Raw genomic sequence first — 19,374 nt, forward strand, 5'->3', positions numbered from 1 at the left:
GTCGTTCTCGTCGGCGTCTTTCCGCCATCTTCACGTCGTCGCTGTCCGCGGCCAGAGGTCAGGATCCCCGGCACACGAAATACACAACCAAAGTATGACGAAATTAATTCCGCGTGCCTAGCAAGGCGACCCTCACCTGATCCCGCCATGATCGCTTATTGCGACAAGATCATAATAACTCACCGAGCGGGATCGGTGGTCCTCTCGGCGGGTGTCGCGCTCCCCCGCGGCGGTTCTGCCGGGGCGTTCTTGGCGGAGGTCACCGCGAAGGCCTTCTCGACGGCGAAGGCCACCGTGGCCACCATCACGGCCGAGCCCACGAGATGCAGCGTCACGGCCACGATCGGCACGCCGTTGAAGTACTGGTAGAAACCGATCAGCGCCTGCCCGACGATCACCGCGCCCACCACCGCGTAGGCCCTCCACACCGAGCGCGGCCAGCGGCCACCGCCCACGATCAGGGACAGGGCCACCAGGGCGACCAGCGCGTAGACCGGCAGCGCGTGGGCGCGGGTGATGGACACCGCGTCGAACGTGTGGCGCACCACCTCGCCGGCGTCGCCGGAGTGCGGTCCCGTTCCGGTCACGAGGGTGCCGAGATACACCGTGACCGCGGCGAGCACGGCCATGAGGACGGCACTGCACCGGATCAGCGCGCGGGAACGGGCCGCCTGCCCGGGGGCCTCACGTTCGGCCACGGCGGGCAGGGCTGCGCGCCGCACCCGGTTCACATACGTGGCGGCCAGGAAGATCATCACGGCCGAGATCATGAAGTGGATGCCCACGACCCACGGGTTCAGTCCCGTGTGCACGGTGATGCCGCCCACCACCGCCTGCAGGGGGATGCCGAGCCCCAGGATCAGGGTCAGGGCGAAGAAATCGGGGCGCCGGCGGCGCAGCCGCAGCACGGCCAGGAAGGCCGCGACGGCTACGACAGCCAGCACGAAGGTCAGCAGCCGGTTGCCGAACTCGATGGCACCGTGCAGCCCCATCTCCGCGGTGGAGGTCCAGGACTCGTCCGTGCAGCGGGGCCACGTGGGGCAGCCGAGCCCGGAACCGGTCAGGCGGACCAGGCCGCCCGTGAGGATCAGCAGTGAATTGGCCACCAGGGAGGCCCACGCGGTGAACAGCACCCAGCCGTCCGCCCGGGTCCGGAAGAAGAACGCGCCGAGGCTGCTGCGCCAGTTCCTGGATCCGCCGGTGCTGTCCTGCTCGGCGTCCGGGGCCTGCGGTGCAGGGGTCGATGGGCCGTCGGTCGGTGCGTAACTCACGTATTCACGTCCAGGGCGTACAAGGGGTTCGGGGCGCATCCAGTCTAGCCGCCTCCGGCCTCGCTAGCTCCAGCGGAACCAGCGGGCGGTCGCGGCCCAGGCGCCCACGGCCCACACTGTGAGCAGCACCACGGGACCCAGGGGCGAGAGCCCGGAGGCGGGGACCAGGACGGCGCGCAGGCCGTCGGACAGGGCGGCGGAGGGCAACAGGCCCACCAGGGGCGCGATCCACTCCGGCAGCGCACCCGCGGGAGCCAGGGTCCCGCCCGCTACGGCCAGCAGCACCCAGAGCAGGTTGACGACCGCCAGCGTCGCCTCGGCCCGCAGGGTGCCGGCCACCAGCAGCCCCAGGCCGGTGAAGGCCACCGCGCCGAGGACCAGGAGCACCGCGGCGAGCGGCACGCCGGACCAGGGCACGCGCCAGCCCATGGCCAGCGCGACACCGCAGATCAGGAGGGTCTGGACGAGCAGGACGATCAGGATCGCGCACAGCTTTCCCGCGATGAGGCCGCTGCGGCCCAAGGGCGTGGTGGAGAGCTGCCGCAGGACGCCGTACCTGCGGTCGAAGCCGGTCTGGATGCCCTGACCGGAGAATGCGTTGGAGATCACGCTCAGGGCCAGGACCCCGGGCACGGCGTAGTCGACCCGCGAGGACCCGGCAGGCAGGACGGCGTCGAGCAGGTCCATCCGGGTCAGGGCGATCAGCGCGATCAGCGGAAGGATCACCAGCAGCAGGAGCTGCTCCCCGTTCCGGAGCATGGTCAGGGTCTCGTACCTCGCCTGGCTCATCACCCGTCGCGCCATCGGCGACGGCGCCGAGAGCACCGGGGCGGAGCCCGCCGTCGTACGGTCCGGGGAGTCGTGCTGGGGCCCTGCGGTGGCCGGCCGGTCGTTCATCGGATCTCCTCACCGGCGATCGCCAGGAACACGTCCTCGAGGGTGCGCGGTTGCAGGGACATGGAGACGGGCAGCTCACCAGTGGCCTCGAGCCACCGGGAGGCCTGGGCCAGCAGTTCCGCGCCGAATTGGCCCGTGACCGTGACCTCCTCCCCCTCCAGCCTGACCTCCACCGCGGCCCCGGGCTCGCCGGGGGCCGCTGGCGCAGCCCACGACGGCGGTCTCCGGATCCAGGCCTCGCGCTGGCCCGCCGTCAGGCCGATGCGCAGCATGCCCGGCTCGCCGTCTCCGGCGATCAGCTCGGCCACGGTCCCCGAAGCCCGCACGGTGCCGCGGTCCACGATGACCACCCGGTCGGCGAGGCGCTGGGCGTCGTCGAGCAGGTGGGTGGTGAGCACCACGGCCACCCCTTCCTCGGTGAGCTGGCGGATCAGGTCGAAGACCACACCGCGGGACTGGGGGTCCAGGCCGGCGGAGGGCTCGTCGAGGAACACGATCTCGGGCCTGCCCGCCAGGGCCGCGGCCAGGGCCACCCGTTGCTTCTGGCCGCCGGAGAGCCTGCGCAGGGGCGTCCGGGCGAAGCCGTCGATTCCCAGCCGCTGCATCAGCCGCGGCATGTCCGCCGCGGTCCGGTACATGGAGCTGACGTGACGCAGGAACTCCCCCGGCCGGGCCGACTGCGGCAGGCCGCCGTCCTGGAGCATGACCCCGGCGCGGGCGCGCAGCTGCGGGCCCGCGTTCCAGGGATTCTCCCCCAGTAGCCTCACCGCGCCGCTCGTGGGCTTCAGCAGTCCCTGGGCGCATTCCATCGTGGTGGTCTTCCCGGCCCCGTTGGGGCCGAGCAGGGCCGTGACCTGGCCGTGGAAGGCGGTGAAGTCCAGGCCGTTGACCGCCTGGACGGTGTGGAAGCCGGGCCCGCTGGAGACCTTGAACTCCACCACCAGGTCTCGCACCTCCACGGCGGGAGGCGGGGAGCTCTGGGGTTCGCGACGGTCCTGGGGCACCGATCCAGTCTAGGCTCTCCCCGGTGCCGGGCAGGACATCGGGTTCAGCCGGCCATCGCGTGGCGCACGGTCTGGACGGCTTCCGCGATCCTGTCGCGGCTCTGGGAGGTCACGGGGTGGATGGGCCGCCGGGGTGCGGCCGTGTGTACGCCGCATACGTCGTTGAGGGCGTAGATCGAGCTCAGCGGCCGCTCCCATCGCAGCACCTCGATCAGGGGCGTGAACGCCTCCCGCCAGCGACGCACCCCGTCGTCGTCGCCGGCGACGGCGGCAGCCCGGAAGGCGGCGAACTCCCGCGGCAGCGCAGCCGCCAGCCCGGTGTGCCACGCGGTGGTGGGGTCGGCGTCGTCGACGATCAGCCGCGGACTGGACACTCCGAAGGCCGTGCCCGGCTCGCACAGCTGCTCGAAGAGATGACGCCGGTTCTGCAGGGCGCGCACCGAATCCGCCGTGTCCTTGAACGCCACGACGTTCTCCAGGTGGGTCAGTTCCGCGGCCAGGTCCACCGGGTATACGAACCCGGTGGTGGCCGGGTTGTTGTCCAGGCACAGGGGCAGGCTCACGGAGGAGGAGACGGTCTCCACCTGGTCCGCGATCTCCGGGGAACGCAGCGAGACGTAGGAGAGCGGATTGACCACCAGCGCGTCCGCCCCGGCGTTCTCGGCATCCCACGCGAGCTCCAGGACCTGCTGGGTGGTCAGTGCCGAGATGCCCACCCCGACGGGCACCCCGGAGCCCTCGGCCGCCGCCACGGCGGTGCGCACGACGTTGCCGCGCTCCTCGTTGCTCAGGTAGGCGAAGGAGCCGGCCGTGCCCAGGACGCAGATCTCGTCCACGCCGGAGTCGGCCAGCCGCGCGATCTGCCCGGAGAAGGTGACCAGGTCGATCATGCCGCCGGGGAAGAAGGGCGTGACCGGGTAGGCCACCAGACCCGAGAAACGCATACTCAGCATGCTCGGAAGTCTACGGGGCTCAGAGGATCGGGCCGCCGATGAAGGGGTCCGCCGCCACGGCCACGAACACCAGCGTCAGGTAGGTGATCGAGCTGTGGAACACGCGCATGGCCTGCTTGTCCGTGGGCCGCCCCTCGTTGGCCAGGTGCAGGAGCCGGTGGCACTGGAAGGCGAACCAGGCCCCTGCCGCGAGCGACACGGAGGCGTAGAACCAGCCCGCTCCGCCCACCGGCACCAGGAGCAGGGAGCAGATCACGGTGGCCCAGGCGTACAGCACCACCTGCGAGGAGACCTTGCCCGCCGGGGAGACAGCCCCGAGCATGGGGATCCCAGCCCGGGAGTAGTCCTCGGCGTATTTCATCGACAACGGCCAGTAGTGCGGTGGAGTCCACAGGAAGACGACGGCGAAGAGCACCAGCGCCGGCCATTCCACGGTGCCCGTCACCGCGGCCCAGGCGATGATGACGGGCATGCACCCGGCCACTCCGCCCCAGACGATGTTCTGGGAGGTGCGGCGCTTGAGGATGATCGAGTAGAACACCGCGTACAGGAAGATCGCCACCGCGGTGAGCACGGCCGCCAGGGCATTGACCGTGACCAGGAACCAGGCCACGGAGACCACCGCGACCACCCAGGCGAAGATCAGCGCCTCCCGGTCGCCGACCGCCCGGGTGACCAGGGGCCGCTTGGAGGTCCGCTTCATCACGCGGTCCGACTCCCGGTCGATATAGGAGTTGAAGGCGCCGGCCGCGCCGGCGGAGAGGGTGCCGCCGATCAGGGTGTTCAGGATCAGCCAGAAGCTCGGCATGCCCTGCTGGGCGAAGATCATCGTGGGTACGGTGGCGATCAGCAGCAGCTCGACGATGCGCAGCTTCATCAGCTGCAGATAGGCGCGCAGACGGACGCCCAGCGGGGTGGCCCGGGCCGGGGTGGCAACCGCTCGGGTGTCGCCGGAGCCCGTTTCGGGTTCCACGGACTGCTCCGAGGCTTGCGCTGAACTCACGTGTTCGCTCTCCCTGACATCGAGGCTGCTGGATCCGGAAGCCGCGGCGGGACGCGACGAGTAGGCACCCGGGTGCCCGGCGGGCGCGTGGCGGCATGCGGATCACAGGAAATTCCCCGTCAGTCTATCGCCTGGACCCGGTTTCGGCAGAACGTGAACGGGCCCGGGGTGCCGGAGACCCGCAGGACGCCTCCCGGTCCTCCCGTCCCCATCCGCCTGTTTCGCCCACAGCCGAGCGGATGCCCCCTGCCGGGAGATCCCAGGCGCCGGGAGCGCGGAGATACCGCGGTTTAGCCCGGCCTGACGCCGCGCAACGTGGCGAAACCGGCGAGTGCACGCGTGCCGATCCGGGGGCCGTGTCCTAGGCTGAGGCAGGAACAGCGCCGTGAGTCACGCCTGCCGCGGCCCCGGCGCCGATAACGAACCTTCTTAGGAAAGGACAGCGTTCTAGTGCCTCAGTCTGAGCAGCTCACCTGGACCGATGTGGATCGACGTGCGGTGGACACCGTGCGCGTCCTGGCCGCCGATGCGGTGGAGAAGGTCGGCTCCGGCCACCCCGGCACAGCGATGAGCCTGGCCCCGGCCGCTTATCTGCTGTTCCAGAGGGTCATGCGCCACGACCCCTCGGACGACCGCTGGACCGGCCGCGACCGGTTCATCCTCTCCCCCGGCCACACCTCCCTGACGCTGTACCTGCAGCTATTCCTGGGCGGGTTCGGCCTGGAGATGGAGGACATCGAGTCCTTGCGCACGTGGGGCTCGAAGACCCCCGGCCACCCGGAGTACCGGCACACCAAGGGCGTAGAGATCACCACCGGCCCGCTGGGCCAGGGCCTGGCCTCGGCCGTGGGCTTCGCCTACGGCCAGCGCTACACCCGCGGTCTGCTCGACCCCGACGCCGCCGAGGGCACCTCCCCCTTCGACCACCACATCTACGCGATCGCCTCCGACGGCGACCTCCAGGAGGGCGTGACCTCGGAGGCCTCCTCGCTGGCGGGCCACCAGGAGCTGGGCAACCTGGTCGTGATCTACGATCAGAACCAGATCTCCATCGAGGACGATACCGACGTCGCTTTCACCGAGGACGTCGCGAAGCGCTACGAGGCGTACGGCTGGCAGGTCCAGACGGTCGACTGGACCAATGACGGCGGCGAGTACACCGAGGACGTGCAGGCGCTCTACGACGCCATCGAGGCGGCCAAGGCCGAGACCCGTAAGCCGTCCCTGATCTGCCTGCGCACCATCATCGGCTGGCCCGCGCCCAAGAAGCAGAACACCGGCGGCATCCACGGCTCCAAGCTGGGCGGCGAGGAACTGGCCGCCACCAAGGAGATCCTGGGCTTCGACCCCGAGCAGCACTTCGTGATCGACGACGAGGTCCTGGCGCACACGCGTGAGCTGGGGCAGCGGGGCGCCGAGGACCGCAAGGCCTGGGAGAGCTCCTTCCAGGAGTGGCGCGAGGCCAACCCCGACCGGGCCGCGCTCTACGACCGCCTGCGCGACGGAGAGCTGCCGGCCGACTACGCCGCGGCCTTCCCCACCTTCGAAGCGGGGAAGGCGGTCGCCACTCGCGCCGCCTCCGGCAAGGTCATCAACGCCATCGCCGACGCCTTCCCCGAGCTGTGGGGCGGTTCCGCCGATCTCGCCGGCTCCAACAACACGACCATCGAGTCGGCCGCCTCGTTCATTCCCTCCGAGCACTCGACCGGCAAGTGGACGGGCAACCCGTACGGGCGCGTCCTGCACTTCGGCATCCGCGAGCACGCTGCAGCCTCGATCGTCAACGGCATCACCATGTCGTCGCAGACCCGGGCGTTCTCCGGTACGTTCCTGATTTTCTCGGACTACCAGCGTCCCGCCGTGCGCCTGGGCGCGCTCATGCGGGTGCCGTCGATCTACATCTGGACCCACGATTCCATCGGCCTGGGCGAGGACGGACCGACGCATCAGCCCGTCGAGCAGCTGTCCTCCCTGCGCGCGATCCCGGGCCTCGACGTCGTCCGCCCGGCGGACGCCAACGAGGTCTCCGTGGCCTGGCGCACGATCCTGGAGAAGCGTGAGCGCCCCTCCGGGCTGGCGCTGACCCGCCAGAACGTCCCGACCTTCCTGCGCGAGGACCTCGACGGCGATGCCGAGGGCGAGAAGCTGGCCTCCGCCGAGGGCACCGCCAAGGGCGGCTACGTCCTGGCCGACACCGACGGCACCCCCGACGTGATCCTGATCGGCACCGGCTCCGAGGTGCAGCTGGCCGTGGCCGCCCGCGAGTCGCTGGCCGCCGAGGGCATCAAGGCCCGCGTGGTGTCCATGCCGTGCCGCGAATGGTTCGACGACCAGGACGAGGCCTACCGCGAGTCCGTCATCCCCTCGGCGGTCAAGGCCAGGGTGACGGTCGAAGCCGGCATCGCGATGTCCTGGAACGACCTGCTGGGCGCCTACGGCCGCGCGGTCTCCCTCGAGCACTTCGGGGAGTCGGCCGCCTACGAGAAGCTGTACGAGGAGTTCGGCATCACCGCCGAGAACGTGGCCTCCTCGGCACGCGAGTCCATCGAGGCGGCCGCCGGCACCGGCGCCTGAGAACGTGCGCGCGGCGGGGACAGCTCCCGGCCGTGCGCACGGGCCCGCCGCGGCTTCGCGCCGCGCCCCGAACCACCACAATTTTCCATACGTATGAAGGAGCGCATCATGACTGCCTCGACCAAGAAGCTCTCGGACGCCGGTGTCTCGATCTGGCTCGACGACCTCTCCCGCGAACGACTCACCAGCGGCAACCTCCAGCAGCTGATCGACGAGAAGGACGTCGTGGGCGTGACCACCAACCCCACGATCTTCGCGGGGGCGCTGTCCAACGGGGCCGCCTACGCCGACCAGGTCAAGGAACTGGCGGCCGAGGGCGTCGACGTCGACGAAGCCGTCTTCCGGATCACCACGGACGACGTCCGTGACGCCTGCGACGTCTTCGCCTCCATCGCCGAGGCCACCCAGGGCGTCGACGGGCGGGTCTCCATCGAGGTCGACCCGCGGCTCGCGAACGACCCCGAGGCCACGGCCACCATGGCGCGGCGCCTCGCCGAGACCATCGACCGGCCCAACCTGCACATCAAGATCCCCGCCACGCAGGCGGGGCTGCCGTCCATCGCCGAGACCCTGGCGAACGGCGTCTCCGTCAACGTGACGCTGATCTTCTCCCTCGAGCGCTACCGCGAGGTCATCAACGCCTACCTCACGGGCCTGGAGAAGGCACTCGAGAACGGCAAGGACCTGTCGACGATCCACTCCGTGGCCTCGTTCTTCGTATCCCGCGTGGACTCGGAGGTGGACAAGCGGCTCGAGGCGATCGGCACCGACGAGGCCCTGGCGCTGAAGTCGAAGGCGGGCCTGGCCAACGCGCGCCTGGCCTACCAGGTCTACGAGGAGGCCTTCGCCACCGAGCGCTGGAAGCGCCTGGAGTCGGCGGGCGCCAACGCCCAGCGCCCGCTGTGGGCTTCGACCGGGACCAAGGACCCTGCCCTGTCCCCCACGCTGTACGTCGACGGCCTGGTCGCTCCCAACACGGTGAACACCATGCCGGAGAAGACCCTGGACGCGACCGTGGCCGGCGCCGAGATCACCGGGGACACCGTCACGGGCACCTACGAGGAGTCCGACCGGCACCTGGACCGTCTCGCCGAGCTGGGGATCGAGTACGACGACGTCGTGACCCGGCTCGAAGCGGAGGGCGTGGAGAAGTTCGAGGCCTCCTGGGCTGAGCTGCTCCAGACCGTGCAGACCGCGCTCGACGACGCCCGCTGAGGTTCCCGGGGCCGGCGGCTTCCGCGGGCGCATCCGCAGTTCGTTCCATCAAGAAGTACGAATCCAGAGAAGTACGAATTCAGAGAGGACATCATGAGTTCCCTATCCGTCATTCTCACGGGTGCTGCCCGCGAAGCCGCTGACCGTCACGTTCCCGACCTCGTCGCCGAGAAGTTCGCCTCGCGCCTGTTCGCCAAGGACCACACCCTGTGGGGCCCGGCGGCCGAGGACGAGGCCTCCAAGCGCCTGGGCTGGGTGGACACCGCCGAGGCCTCCCGCCAGCTCGTACCGCAGATCAACGAACTGCGCGAGGCCTTCGCCGCCGAGGGCGTCGACCGTTTCGTCCTGGCCGGCATGGGCGGCTCGTCCCTCGCCCCTGAAGTGGTGACCAAGACCGCCGGCGTCGAGCTGTTCGTGCTGGACTCCACGGATCCGGTCATGGTGCAGGCCGCGCTGTCCCAGGACATCGCCCGCACCGCCGCGATCATCTCCTCCAAGTCCGGTTCGACCGTGGAGACGGACTCGGCGCGACGCGCTTTCGAGAAGGCCTTCAACGACGCCGGCATCGACGCCGCCCGTCGCATGGTGGTCGTCACCGATCCGGGCTCCCCGTTCGATCAGTCCTCGCGCGAGGCGGGCTACCGGGCGGTCTTCACCGCGGATCCGACCGTGGGCGGCCGTTTCTCGGCGATGACCGCGTTCGGCCTGGTGCCCTCCGGGCTGGCGGGCGTCAACCTGGACACCCTGCTGGACGAGGTGGACGAGGCCGCGGAGGTGCTCCGGGAGGACGATTCCGACAACCTCGGGCTGCTCCTGGGCGCTGCCATGGGCGGCACCTCTCCCCTGCGGGACAAGCTGCTGATCCAGGACGTGGGCTCGGGCATCGTCGGCTTCGCCGACTGGGCCGAGCAGCTCATCGCGGAGTCCACCGGCAAGGACGGCACCGGCGTCCTGCCGGTCGTCGTCGCCGTCGACGTCCCGGAGCTCGAGGAGCCCCTGGCCTCCGATGTGCTGCCCGCCTTCCTGATCCCGCCGGAGACGGACACCTTCTCCGCGGAGGACGCCGTGGCCGTCGCCGGGTCCCTGGGCGGGCAGATGCTCCTGTGGGAGGTGGCCACCTCCGTGGCCGGACGCCTGCTGGGCATCAATCCGTTCGATCAGCCGGACGTCGAGTCCGCGAAGTCCGCCACGCGCGCGGTGCTGGAGAACAAGCCCGAGCCCACCCCGGCGGTCCTGACCGACGGCTCCGTGGAGATCCGCGGCGGTACCGAACTGCTCGGCGGGGCGCAGAACCTCACGGCCGCCGTCGAGGCGCTGCTCGAGCAGCTGCCCGCCGACGGCTATGTGGCGATCCAGGCCTACTTCGACCGGCTGACCTGGACCGAGCTTGAGGCCTCTCGGCCGCTGCTGGCCGAGATCACCCGTCGGCCGGCCACGTTCGGCTGGGGCCCGCGCTTCCTGCACTCGACCGGGCAGTTCCACAAGGGCGGTCCGGGCGTCGGCGTGTTCCTGCAGATCACCGCCGACTCCGATACGGACCTCGAGATCCCCGGCATCCCGTTCACCTTCGGCGAGCTGATCTCGGCCCAGGCCGACGGCGACGCGCAGGTGCTCGAGGAGCACGATCGTCCCGTGCTGCGGCTGCGGCTGACCGACCGCGAGACCGGCGTGTCCCAGATCCTGGACGTGCTGCACGCGCTGGCCCAGCGCTGAACGTGAGGAGTATCGCGCCGGCGGTCCCACACCGGACCGCCGGCGCGATACCGCGATGGCCCTAGGATGATTTCCCGCGGCGTCATGGACGCGCCAGGCGCCGCGGAAGAACCGGTCTACGCCCTGACCAAGAGGAGTTACGTGCCTACCTCGAATGCGCACAGCAACCCGTTGCGAGACGCTCGCGACAAGCGACTCGTCCGCGTCGCCGCCCCTTCCGCCCTCGTCCTGTTCGGTGTCACCGGCGACCTGGCCCGCAAGAAGCTCCTTCCGGCCATGTACGACCTGGTGAACAGGGGGCTGCTGCCGCCGTCGTTCTCCCTGGTGGGATTCGGCCGGCGACCCTGGAGCCACGAGGACTTCCAGAGGTACGTCCGGGAGGCCGTGGAGGCCCACGCTCGCACGGAGTTCCAGGAGGTCGTCTGGCAGCAGTTCTCGGCGGGGCTGCGCTTCGTCCAGGGCGAGTTCGATGACACGGAGGCCTACCGCCGGCTCCAGGAGGTGCTGACCGAGCTCGACCGTGAACGCGGCACCAGCGGCAACCACGCGTTCTACCTCTCGATCCCGCCCAAGGCCTTCGAGGTCGTGTGCCACCAGCTCGCCGAGAACGGCCTGGCGGACCACGAGGACGCCTCCGGCTGGCGCCGGGTGGTCATCGAGAAGCCGTTCGGGCACAACCTGCAGTCCGCCCAGGAGCTCAACGAGATCGTCGAGTCCGTGTTCTCCCGGGACGCCATCTTCCGGATCGACCACTATCTGGGCAAGGAGACGGTCCAGAACATCCTGGCACTGCGCTTCGCCAACACGATGTTCTCCCCGCTGTGGAGCGCCAACTACGTGGACCACGTGCAGATCACCATGGCGGAGGACATCGGGATCGGCTCCCGCGCCGGCTACTACGACGGCGTCGGCGCCGCCCGCGACGTCATCCAGAACCACCTGCTCCAGCTGCTGGCGCTGACCGCCATGGAGGAGCCGTTCGACTTCTCGGCCCGCGCCCTGCGCTCCGAGAAGGCCAAGGTCCTCGGTGCGGTGCGCCTGCCCGAGGACCTCGGGGAGGCCTCCGCGCTGGGCCAGTACCGCGGCGGCCTGCAGGGCGGCGAAGAGGTGAGGTCCTTCTTCGAGGAGGACGACATCCCCGCCGACTCCCGCACCGAGACCTTCGCGGCGCTGCGCCTGGAGGTCTACAACCGCCGCTGGGCGGGGGTCCCGTTCTACCTGCGCGCCGGAAAGCGGCTCGGCCGCCGGGTGACCGAGATCGCGGTGATCTTCAAGCACAGCCCGGACCGGCTCTTCGCCTCCCACGACACGGAGGAGTTCGGCAACAACGCGATCGTGATCAGGATCCAGCCGGACGAGGGCGTGACCATGAGGTTCGCCTCCAAGGTGCCCGGCACCCAGGCCGAGATCCGCGACGTGACCATGGACTTCGGCTACGGCCACGCTTTCACGGAGTCCTCCCCCGAGGCCTACGAACGGCTGATCCTGGACGTGCTGCTGGGCGAGCCCCCGCTGTTCCCGCACCACGAGGAGGTCGAGCTGTCCTGGCGGATCCTGGACCCCTTCGAGGAGTACTGGGCTGCCAACTCGGTTCGGCCCGAGGGCTACGACCCCGGCTCCTGGGGCCCCGCATCGGCTGACCGACTGATGGAACGTGACGGAAGGACGTGGCGCCGCCCATGATCGTGACCCTGGAAAACACCACCAGCTCTGCCATCGACAAGCAACTGCACCGCCTCCGCGACGAGGGGGGCGTGGTTACCCTGGGCCGGGTCCTCACCCTGGTGATCCTGGCCGAGGGCGGCCACTCGGAGCGCGCTCTCGATGCCGCCATCCTGGCCTCGCACGAGCATCCGTGCCGCATCATCATGCACGTCGCCCACTCGGCGTCCGAGGACACCCGTCTGGACGCGCAGCTGCGCATCGGCGGCGACGCCGGAGCCTCCGAGGTCGTGATCCTCCACGGGTACGGGAAGCTAGCGGAGCCCTCCGAGATGCTCGTCTCGGCCCTGCTGCTGCCGGACGCCCCGATCGTCGCCTGGTGGCCGCACCGGGTGCCCGACAAGCCCTCGGACTCTTCGATCGGCAAGATCGCCCATCGGCGGATCACCGATTCCTCCAACGCGGACGACGTCTGCGCGGCCCTGAGCCACCTGGCGGAGCAGTACGACCCCGGGGACACGGACCTCTCCTGGACCCGCCTGACGAACTGGCGGGTGCAGCTGGCCGCCGCACTGGACCAGGCGCAGCCGGCTCCGGTGACCGAGATCGTCGTGACCGGGGCGTCGGACTCGTCCCGCGTGCACCTGCTGGGCGCCTGGCTGGGCGGCCGCCTCGACGCGCCGGTGCGGTTCGTCCATCCCGAGCAGAGCCACCACGGCCTGGACAGCGTGCGCCTGGTCCGGGGCGACGCCGGTGACATCGTCCTGGACCGGCCGGGCAACTCCCTGGCCACGCTCACCCAGCCCGATCAGCCCGACCAGCAGGTCGCGATCCCCCACCGGGAGCTGAGCGCCTGCCTGGCCGAGGAGCTGCGTCAGATGGACGCCGACGAGGTCTACGGCGAGGTCCTGGCATCCTCCGTCCACGTGCTGCCCTGCGGCAGGTGCGGCGAGGGGGTCGAGGCCGGTGAGACCGATGAACCCGAGACCGTGGAAACTGAAGCCGTAGAAGCCGAGACGACGGAACCGGAGGCGCACGAGTCCGCCCCCGCCGGCCAGGATGACGACACCGTAACGGAGGAGACCGCATGACACCGTTGGTGGAGACCGAGTCGACGAAGGACCTGCTGGCCGAGCGGATCGCCGCGCGGGTCAACGAGGTCCTCGTAGAAGCCCAGCAGCAGCGGGGACGCGCGTCGATCGCCCTCACGGGCGGGTCGATGGGGATCGCCGTCGTCGCCGCCCTCGCGGCCTCGACCAGGACCGGTGAATTCGTCCCCGACTGGAGCAGGGTGGACCTATGGTGGTCCGACGAGCGGTTCCTGCCCGACGGCGACCTCGAGCGCAACGCCCAGCAGGCGGCCGATGTCTCGGACCGGTTCGCGCTGCTGGTCAACCTGCCGCCCGAGAATGTTCACGTCATGGGCGACTCGGACCGGTTCAACACGCCGGAGGAGGCCGCGGAGGACTACATCGCGGAACTCCGGGCGGCCGCCCGGGCCGAGAACGCCGAGGGAGACTTCCCGACCTTCGACGTCGCGCTCCTGGGCATGGGCCCCGACGGGCATGTGGCCTCGATCTTCCCCGGCCGGGAGGAGACGCAGATCGAGGAGCCCACGATCATCGCCGTGCGCGACTCCCCCAAGCCCCCTCCCCTGCGCGTGTCCATGACCCTGCCGCTGATCTCCACCGCCAACCACGTGTGGTACGTCGTGGCCGGCGCGGAGAAGGCCGAGGCCGCCGGACGCCTGCTGAAGGGCACTCCGGCCCTCGAGACGCCCGCGTGCGGAGTGAGCGGACGGATCTCGACGGTCCTGTTCGCCACACCGGACGCCGTCCCGGCCCAGGACGACGAAACCCCAACCCCTAACTAACCCCTACCCTCCCTCCCCCCTCCTCCCCCCATGCCGAGTGTCCGATTACGTACCGGAAAACGCTGAAAATCGGTACGCAATCGGACACTCGGCGGGGGGGGGGAAGAGAGAAGGGTGGGGGGCGGATCCTTAAGGATCCGCCCCCCACCCTTTCGGAAGGTCGCGTTCGCTCAGGCGCCCGTCGCGGTGCTGACGAACCGCATGGTCAGCGCGAAGCCGACGATGCAGACCGCCCACACGATGATCACCGTGGTGGTCAGGCGGATCAGGTTCTTCTGCGCGACGCCGGAGGTGTTCAGCGACTGAGTCATGCCGCCGCCGAACATATCGGACAGGCCGCCGCCCTTGCCCTTGTTGAGCAGGACGAGCACGATCGCCAGCAGGCTCGTGATCACGATGACGGCCAGCAGGATGTCTTGCAGGATCTCCATGGTTCATTCCTTAAGGCCACGGGCCTCTAGGTCGCGGGACGTGCCGAGGTCAGCTCCGGCACCGACGGATCGGATGGATCAGTCGGTCACCAGGTGCTGTTCGAACTTCGCAATGTTAGCAAACTCCTCGGCGTCGAGGCTGGCGCCACCCACCAGGGCGCCGTCGACGTCCTTGCCCTTGAGGATCGAGCCGACGTTGCCGGACTTGACCGATCCGCCGTAGAGGATGCGGGTCGCGGCGGCGGTCTCGGAGTCGTAGAGATCGGCGAGATCCTTGCGGATCGCCTCCGCCATCTCCTGCGCGTCCTCCGGACCGGCGACCTCACCGGTGCCGATGGCCCACACGGGCTCGTAGGCCACGACGAGCCGGGCCACTTCCTCGGCGGAGAGGCCCTTGATGGAACCGCGCAGCTGCTCGAGCGTGTACTGGACGTGCTCGCCCGCCTTGCGGACCTCGAGGCCCTCGCCCACGCACAGCACCGGGACCAGGTCATGGCGGAACGCCGCGTTGATCTTGGCCAGGCACTGCTCGTCGGTCTCCTGGTGGATGGTGCGCCGCTCGGAGTGGCCCACCAGCACGTAGGAGCAGCCCAGCTTGTTCAGGAACTCACCGGAGATGTCTCCGGTGTAGGCGCCGGAGTCCTTGTCGGAGAGGTCCTGACCCCCGTAGACGACCTTGAGCTCATCGCCGTCGACGATGGTCTGGACGGAACGGATGTCGGTGAACGGCGGGAACACCGCGACCTCGACCCGATCGAAGTCGTGCTTGGCGTCCTGCAGGGTCCATGCCAGCTTCTGGAGCAGGGCCACGCCCTGCTGGTGGTCCATGTTCATCTTCCAGTTGCCCGCGATCAGCGGGGTGCGGTCGAACTGGCCGTTGGTCTGAGAGGTCATGTGCGAACTCCTGGTTCTCGGGTGTCGGGGTCGGAAACGGTCGGTGGAGCGGCGGTCAGCCGATGACGGAGACGCCGGGCAGGTCCTTGCCCTCGATGAACTCGAGGGAGGCGCCGCCGCCGGTGGAGATGTGGCCGAACTGGTCGTCGGAGAAGCCCAGGGTGCGGACAGCGGCCGCGGAGTCACCGCCACCGATCACGGACATCCCGGATCCGTTGGCCAGGGCCTCGGCCACGGCCTTGGTGCCGCCGGCGAAGGCCTCCATCTCGAACACGCCCACGGGACCGTTCCAGAAGATGGTCTTCGCCTGGGTGATCTCGTCGGCGAAGGCCTTGGCGGAGTCCGGGCCGATATCCAGGCCCAGGCCGGAGCTGCCGAGCTCGCCGCCTTCGATATCGGAGACGGGACGGACCTCGCTCTTGGCGTCGGCCTTGAACTCCGCGGCGTAGACGATGTCGGTGGGCAGGACGATCTCGGTTCCCGCGGAAGGAGCCTTCTCCAGGTAGCCCTTGACGGTGTCGACCTGGTCCTCCTCGACCAGCGAGCTGCCGATGGAGTAGCCCTGGGCCTTCAGGAAGGTGAAGACCATGCCACCGCCGATCAGGAGTTTGTCGGCCTTGCCGATGAGGTTCTCGATCACGGCCAGCTTGTCCGAGACCTTGGACCCGCCCATGACCACGATGAACGGGCGGTCGGGGTTGGAGACGACCTTCGTGAGCACGTCCACCTCGGTCTTGACCAGGTCGCCCAGATAGGCCGGCAGGATCTTGGCGATGTCGTAGACGGAAGCGTGCTTGCGGTGCACGGCGCCGAAGGCGTCACCCACGAACGCGCCGTTCTCACCGGCCAGGGAGGCCAGCTCCTGGGCGAACTCGGTGCGCTCGGCCTCGTCCTTGGAGGTCTCGCGGGGGTCGAAGCGGACGTTCTCCACCACCAGGACCTGTCCGTCCTGCAGGGCGGCCGCCTTGGCCTGGGCGTCGGGGCCGGTGACGTCAGTGGCCGTGACGACGTCGAGGTTGGAGAGCTCCGCCAGCTTGGCGGCCGCGGGGGCGATGGAGTACTTGGGATTGGGCTCGCCCTTGGGGCGACCCAGGTGCGCGGTCACGATCACGCGGGCACCGGCCTGCGACAGGGCCTCGATCACGGGAAGGGAGGCACGAACACGGCCGTCGTCGGTGACGGTGGAGCCATCCAGCGGGACGTTGAGGTCCGAGCGCACCAGAACGGTGCGGCCGGCGACGCCAGCGTTGAGCAAGTCTTCGAGTGACTTAGCCATGGAAGGGATGTCCTTTCAATCGTGGATTCGTGAATCTGGGGAAACGTGAGCTTGGGGCGTGCGGCGGCCGGGCCGCCGGACGGGCCCGCCTGAAGGCAATCGGTGCGTTCGGCGCACTCCATTGCACTGAGGCGGATACGACTGACGCGCGGGGTGCGCACAGCGGTGCTGCGCGCACCCCGCGCGTCAGTCGGAAGCGCCGGACCTCAGCGCGCCCCGCACGGGTGCGTCTGCCGTGGTCCGGGCCTGCGCGGGATCAGAACTTGGAGGCGACGTGGTTGGTCAGGGAGACCAGGCGGGAGATGTAGCCCCACTCGTTGTCGTACCAGGCGATGACCTTGACCTGCTTGCCGATGACCTTGGTCAGCGGTGCGTCGAACACGGTCGAGATCGCGTAGCCCTCGATGTCCTTGGAGACGATGGGATCCTCGGTGTACTCGATGATGCCCTTCATGTCGCCCTCGGCGGCCTCCTTGAGCGCCGCGTTGACGGACTCGACGGAGACCTCCTTCTCGGCGTCGAAGGTGAGGTCGACGACGGAGCCGGTCGGGGTGGGAACGCGCATCGCGAAGCCGTCCAGCTTGCCCTTGAGCTCCGGCAGCACCAGGCCGACGGCCGCAGCGGCGCCGGTGGTGGTGGGAACCATGTTCAGGGCGGCGGCGCGGGCACGGCGGAGGTCGCTGTGGGGGGCGTCCTGCAGGCGCTGATCCGCGGTGTAGGCGTGGATGGTGGTCATCAGGCCGGCCTCGATGCCGAACGTGTCGTTGAGCACCTTGGCCAGCGGAGCCAGGCAGTTGGTGGTGCAGGAGGCGCCCGAGATGAGGTTCATGGTCGCGGCGTCGTAGGTCTCGTGGTTCACGCCGTACACGAAGGTGCCGTCGACCTCCTTGCCGGGAGCCGAGAGGAGGACCTTCTTGGCGCCCGCATCGAGGTGCGCCTGCATCTGGGAGCCCTTGGCGAAGCGGCCCGTGGACTCGATCACGATGTCGACGTCGAGATCGCCCCAGGGGAGCTTGGTGGGATCCGGCTCGGCCAGGAACTTGACCTCCGTGCCGTTGACGGTCATGGTGTCGCCGCTGTGCGAGATCTCACCCGGGAAACGTCCGCTGATGGAGTCGTACTTGAGCAGGTGAACCAGCGTCTCGGGATCGGTGAGGTCGTTGACTGCCACGACCTCGATGTTCTCGCCCTGCTCCTGGACGGCGCGGAAGAAGCCGCGTCCGATTCGGCCGAAACCGTTAATACCAACCTTGATGGTCACTTCGATCGATCTCCTATGTCTTCGGTGACGTCGTCCGACGAGTGCCCTGCCAGTCTGCCTGGCCCGAGGTTCGTCCGACACCTGATGAACGGAAGTTGCCGTGTTGTTTCGTGAGGGATCGCCGGAGTTCAACGGCCCTTCATCTGATGGCCATACAACCATCGGGCCAGCGTCAACGCGGCTCGTCCCGCACACCACCAAGTCTAAGGGCACCGGGCGGCTGAGACTAGGGAACCCGCGATATTTTCGAGGGTAAAGTCACAAATCCCAACCAAAACAACATGCAGAGGCCCAGGCGGCAGCCCGTGTTCGCTCTCAGCGGGGGACTGCGCCGAAATGTGACCCGGCCCGCATCGGGCGTGTCACGGGCGGGGCAGCATCTCCTCGGAGACGTTGGCCTCGGTGCCCGGGATGCCCAGTTCCTCGGCCCGCCGGTCGGCCATCGCGAGCAGCCGGCGGATCCGCCCGGCGATCGCGTCCTTGGTCAGGATGGGGTCCGACAGCCTTCCCAGCTCGTCCAGGCTGGCCTGCTTGTTGGCCAGCCGCAGCTCCCCGGCGGCCCGCAGGTGCTCGGGCACGTCATCGCCCAGCAGCTCGAGGGCGCGCTCCACCCGGGCGCCGGCGGCCACGGCGGCCTGGGCCGAGCGGCGGAGATTGGCGTCGTCGAAGTTGGCGAGCCGGTTGGCCGTTGCACGCACCTCTTTGCGCATGCGGCGGTCCTCCCAGGTCAGCAGGGTCTCGTGGGCGCCCATGCGGGTCAGCAGCGTGGCGATGGCGTCGCCGTCGCGGATCACCACCCGGTCTCCGCCCCGGACCTCGCGCGCCTTGGCCATGACGTCGAGGCGGCGCGCGGCGCCCACGAGGGCCAGCGCGGCCTCCGGCCCGGGGCAGGTGAACTCCATGGCGGCCGACCGGCCGGGCTCGGTCAGCGAACCGTGGGAGAGGAAGGCGCCGCGGAGCACGGCCTCGGCGTCGCCGATCGAGCCGTTGACGACGATCGGCGGCAGCCCGCGGACAGGGCGTCCGTGCGCATCCAGCAGGCCGGTTCGGCGGGCGAGGGCCTCCCCCTCGCGCACCACGCGCAGCACGTAGTTGTTGCCCCGTCGAAGTCCCCCGCCGCTGATCACGCCGAGTTCGCACGTGTGGCCGAACTCCTCCATGATCGTGGCCCGCAGCCTGCGGGCGACCGCCGCGGAGTCGAGTTCGACCTCGACCACGATGCTGCCCGAGACGATATGCAACCCGCCGGAGAACCGGAGGACCGTCGAGAGTTCGGCACGGCGCTCAGAGGCCTTCTTGGTCTCCAAACGGGCAAGCTCGTCCTTGACCGATGCCGTCAGCGACATC

The 19,374-nt window shown here is 69.4% G+C and carries 16 protein-coding genes; 6 read left to right on the top strand and 10 right to left on the bottom strand.

The genetic code is table 11. The features are described 5' to 3' along the window. Positions 1 to 179 precede the first annotated feature (179 nt). The 5 genes from FCK90_RS03425 to FCK90_RS03445 form a co-directional block, all read right to left on the bottom strand. Entirely contained in the window at positions 180 to 1,271 is a 1,092-nt protein-coding gene (locus FCK90_RS03425; protein WP_246179950.1) for a COX15/CtaA family protein, read from the bottom strand. Positions 1,272 to 1,334: 63 nt separating this feature from the next. After that, positions 1,335 to 2,168, bottom strand: a complete 834-nt coding sequence (locus tag FCK90_RS03430; protein ID WP_220433263.1) for an ABC transporter permease — start codon at positions 2,166 to 2,168, stop codon at positions 1,335 to 1,337. Beyond that, the gene (locus tag FCK90_RS03435; protein WP_158032901.1) at positions 2,165 to 3,172 is read right to left on the bottom strand and encodes an ABC transporter ATP-binding protein; all 1,008 of its coding nucleotides are present in this window, start codon (positions 3,170 to 3,172) and stop codon (positions 2,165 to 2,167) included. The genes FCK90_RS03430 and FCK90_RS03435 overlap by 4 nt, the downstream gene beginning before the upstream one ends. Positions 3,173 to 3,216: 44 nt before the next feature. Continuing rightward, positions 3,217 to 4,125 carry a dihydrodipicolinate synthase family protein gene (locus tag FCK90_RS03440; RefSeq protein ID WP_181954178.1) on the bottom strand — a complete coding sequence of 303 codons (909 nt, stop codon included), beginning with the start codon at positions 4,123 to 4,125 and terminating at the stop codon, positions 3,217 to 3,219. 19 nt (positions 4,126 to 4,144) lie between these two features. Then, on the bottom strand, positions 4,145 to 5,128 hold the full coding sequence (locus tag FCK90_RS03445) for a heme o synthase (RefSeq protein WP_158032902.1): 984 nt from the start codon (positions 5,126 to 5,128) through the stop codon (positions 4,145 to 4,147). A gap of 450 nt (positions 5,129 to 5,578) precedes the next feature. Between FCK90_RS03445 and tkt the strand changes: the two genes are divergently transcribed. From tkt to pgl, 6 genes are all read left to right on the top strand, one after another. Next, complete coding sequence (gene tkt / locus FCK90_RS03450; RefSeq protein WP_158032903.1) at positions 5,579 to 7,702, top strand: transketolase; 2,124 nt, start codon at positions 5,579 to 5,581, stop codon at positions 7,700 to 7,702. Positions 7,703 to 7,810: 108 nt separating this feature from the next. Beyond that, the gene (gene tal, locus FCK90_RS03455; RefSeq protein WP_158032904.1) at positions 7,811 to 8,917 is read left to right on the top strand and encodes a transaldolase; all 1,107 of its coding nucleotides are present in this window, start codon (positions 7,811 to 7,813) and stop codon (positions 8,915 to 8,917) included. A gap of 93 nt (positions 8,918 to 9,010) precedes the next feature. Beyond that, on the top strand, positions 9,011 to 10,630 hold the full coding sequence (locus tag FCK90_RS03460) for a glucose-6-phosphate isomerase (protein WP_158032905.1): 1,620 nt from the start codon (positions 9,011 to 9,013) through the stop codon (positions 10,628 to 10,630). A 141-nt stretch (positions 10,631 to 10,771) separates the two neighbouring features. Then, a complete protein-coding gene (gene zwf, locus FCK90_RS03465; protein WP_246179951.1) occupies positions 10,772 to 12,313 on the top strand; it encodes a glucose-6-phosphate dehydrogenase in 1,542 nt (513 codons plus the stop codon). Further along, positions 12,310 to 13,383 (top strand): glucose-6-phosphate dehydrogenase assembly protein OpcA, encoded by a 1,074-nt coding sequence (locus tag FCK90_RS03470; RefSeq protein WP_158032907.1) that lies wholly within the window; start codon positions 12,310 to 12,312, stop codon positions 13,381 to 13,383. The genes zwf and FCK90_RS03470 overlap by 4 nt, the downstream gene beginning before the upstream one ends. Beyond that, on the top strand, positions 13,380 to 14,165 hold the full coding sequence (gene pgl / locus FCK90_RS03475; protein ID WP_158032908.1) for a 6-phosphogluconolactonase: 786 nt from the start codon (positions 13,380 to 13,382) through the stop codon (positions 14,163 to 14,165). Before FCK90_RS03470 ends, pgl begins: the two co-directional genes overlap by 4 nt. Positions 14,166 to 14,335: 170 nt before the next feature. Here pgl and secG read toward each other — a convergent pair whose 3' ends face one another. The 5 genes from secG to whiA all read right to left on the bottom strand — a co-directional run bounded on the left by secG (position 14,336) and on the right by whiA (position 19,373). Next, positions 14,336 to 14,596 carry a preprotein translocase subunit SecG gene (gene secG / locus FCK90_RS03480; protein WP_158032909.1) on the bottom strand — a complete coding sequence of 87 codons (261 nt, stop codon included), beginning with the start codon at positions 14,594 to 14,596 and terminating at the stop codon, positions 14,336 to 14,338. Between the two features lie 78 nt (positions 14,597 to 14,674). Then, positions 14,675 to 15,490, bottom strand: coding sequence for a triose-phosphate isomerase (tpiA, locus tag FCK90_RS03485; protein WP_158032910.1), 816 nt, complete (start codon positions 15,488 to 15,490; stop codon positions 14,675 to 14,677). Between the two features lie 55 nt (positions 15,491 to 15,545). Then, complete coding sequence (locus FCK90_RS03490; protein WP_158032911.1) at positions 15,546 to 16,766, bottom strand: phosphoglycerate kinase; 1,221 nt, start codon at positions 16,764 to 16,766, stop codon at positions 15,546 to 15,548. 256 nt (positions 16,767 to 17,022) lie between these two features. Further along, positions 17,023 to 18,027, bottom strand: a complete 1,005-nt coding sequence (gene gap / locus FCK90_RS03495) for a type I glyceraldehyde-3-phosphate dehydrogenase (protein WP_158032912.1) — start codon at positions 18,025 to 18,027, stop codon at positions 17,023 to 17,025. A gap of 362 nt (positions 18,028 to 18,389) precedes the next feature. Continuing rightward, entirely contained in the window at positions 18,390 to 19,373 is a 984-nt protein-coding gene (gene whiA / locus FCK90_RS03500; protein WP_158032913.1) for a DNA-binding protein WhiA, read from the bottom strand. Between the last annotated feature and the right edge of the window lies 1 nt (position 19,374).

The organism is Kocuria coralli (genome assembly GCF_008831305.1).
Lineage (GTDB): Bacteria > Actinomycetota > Actinomycetes > Actinomycetales > Micrococcaceae > Kocuria > Kocuria coralli.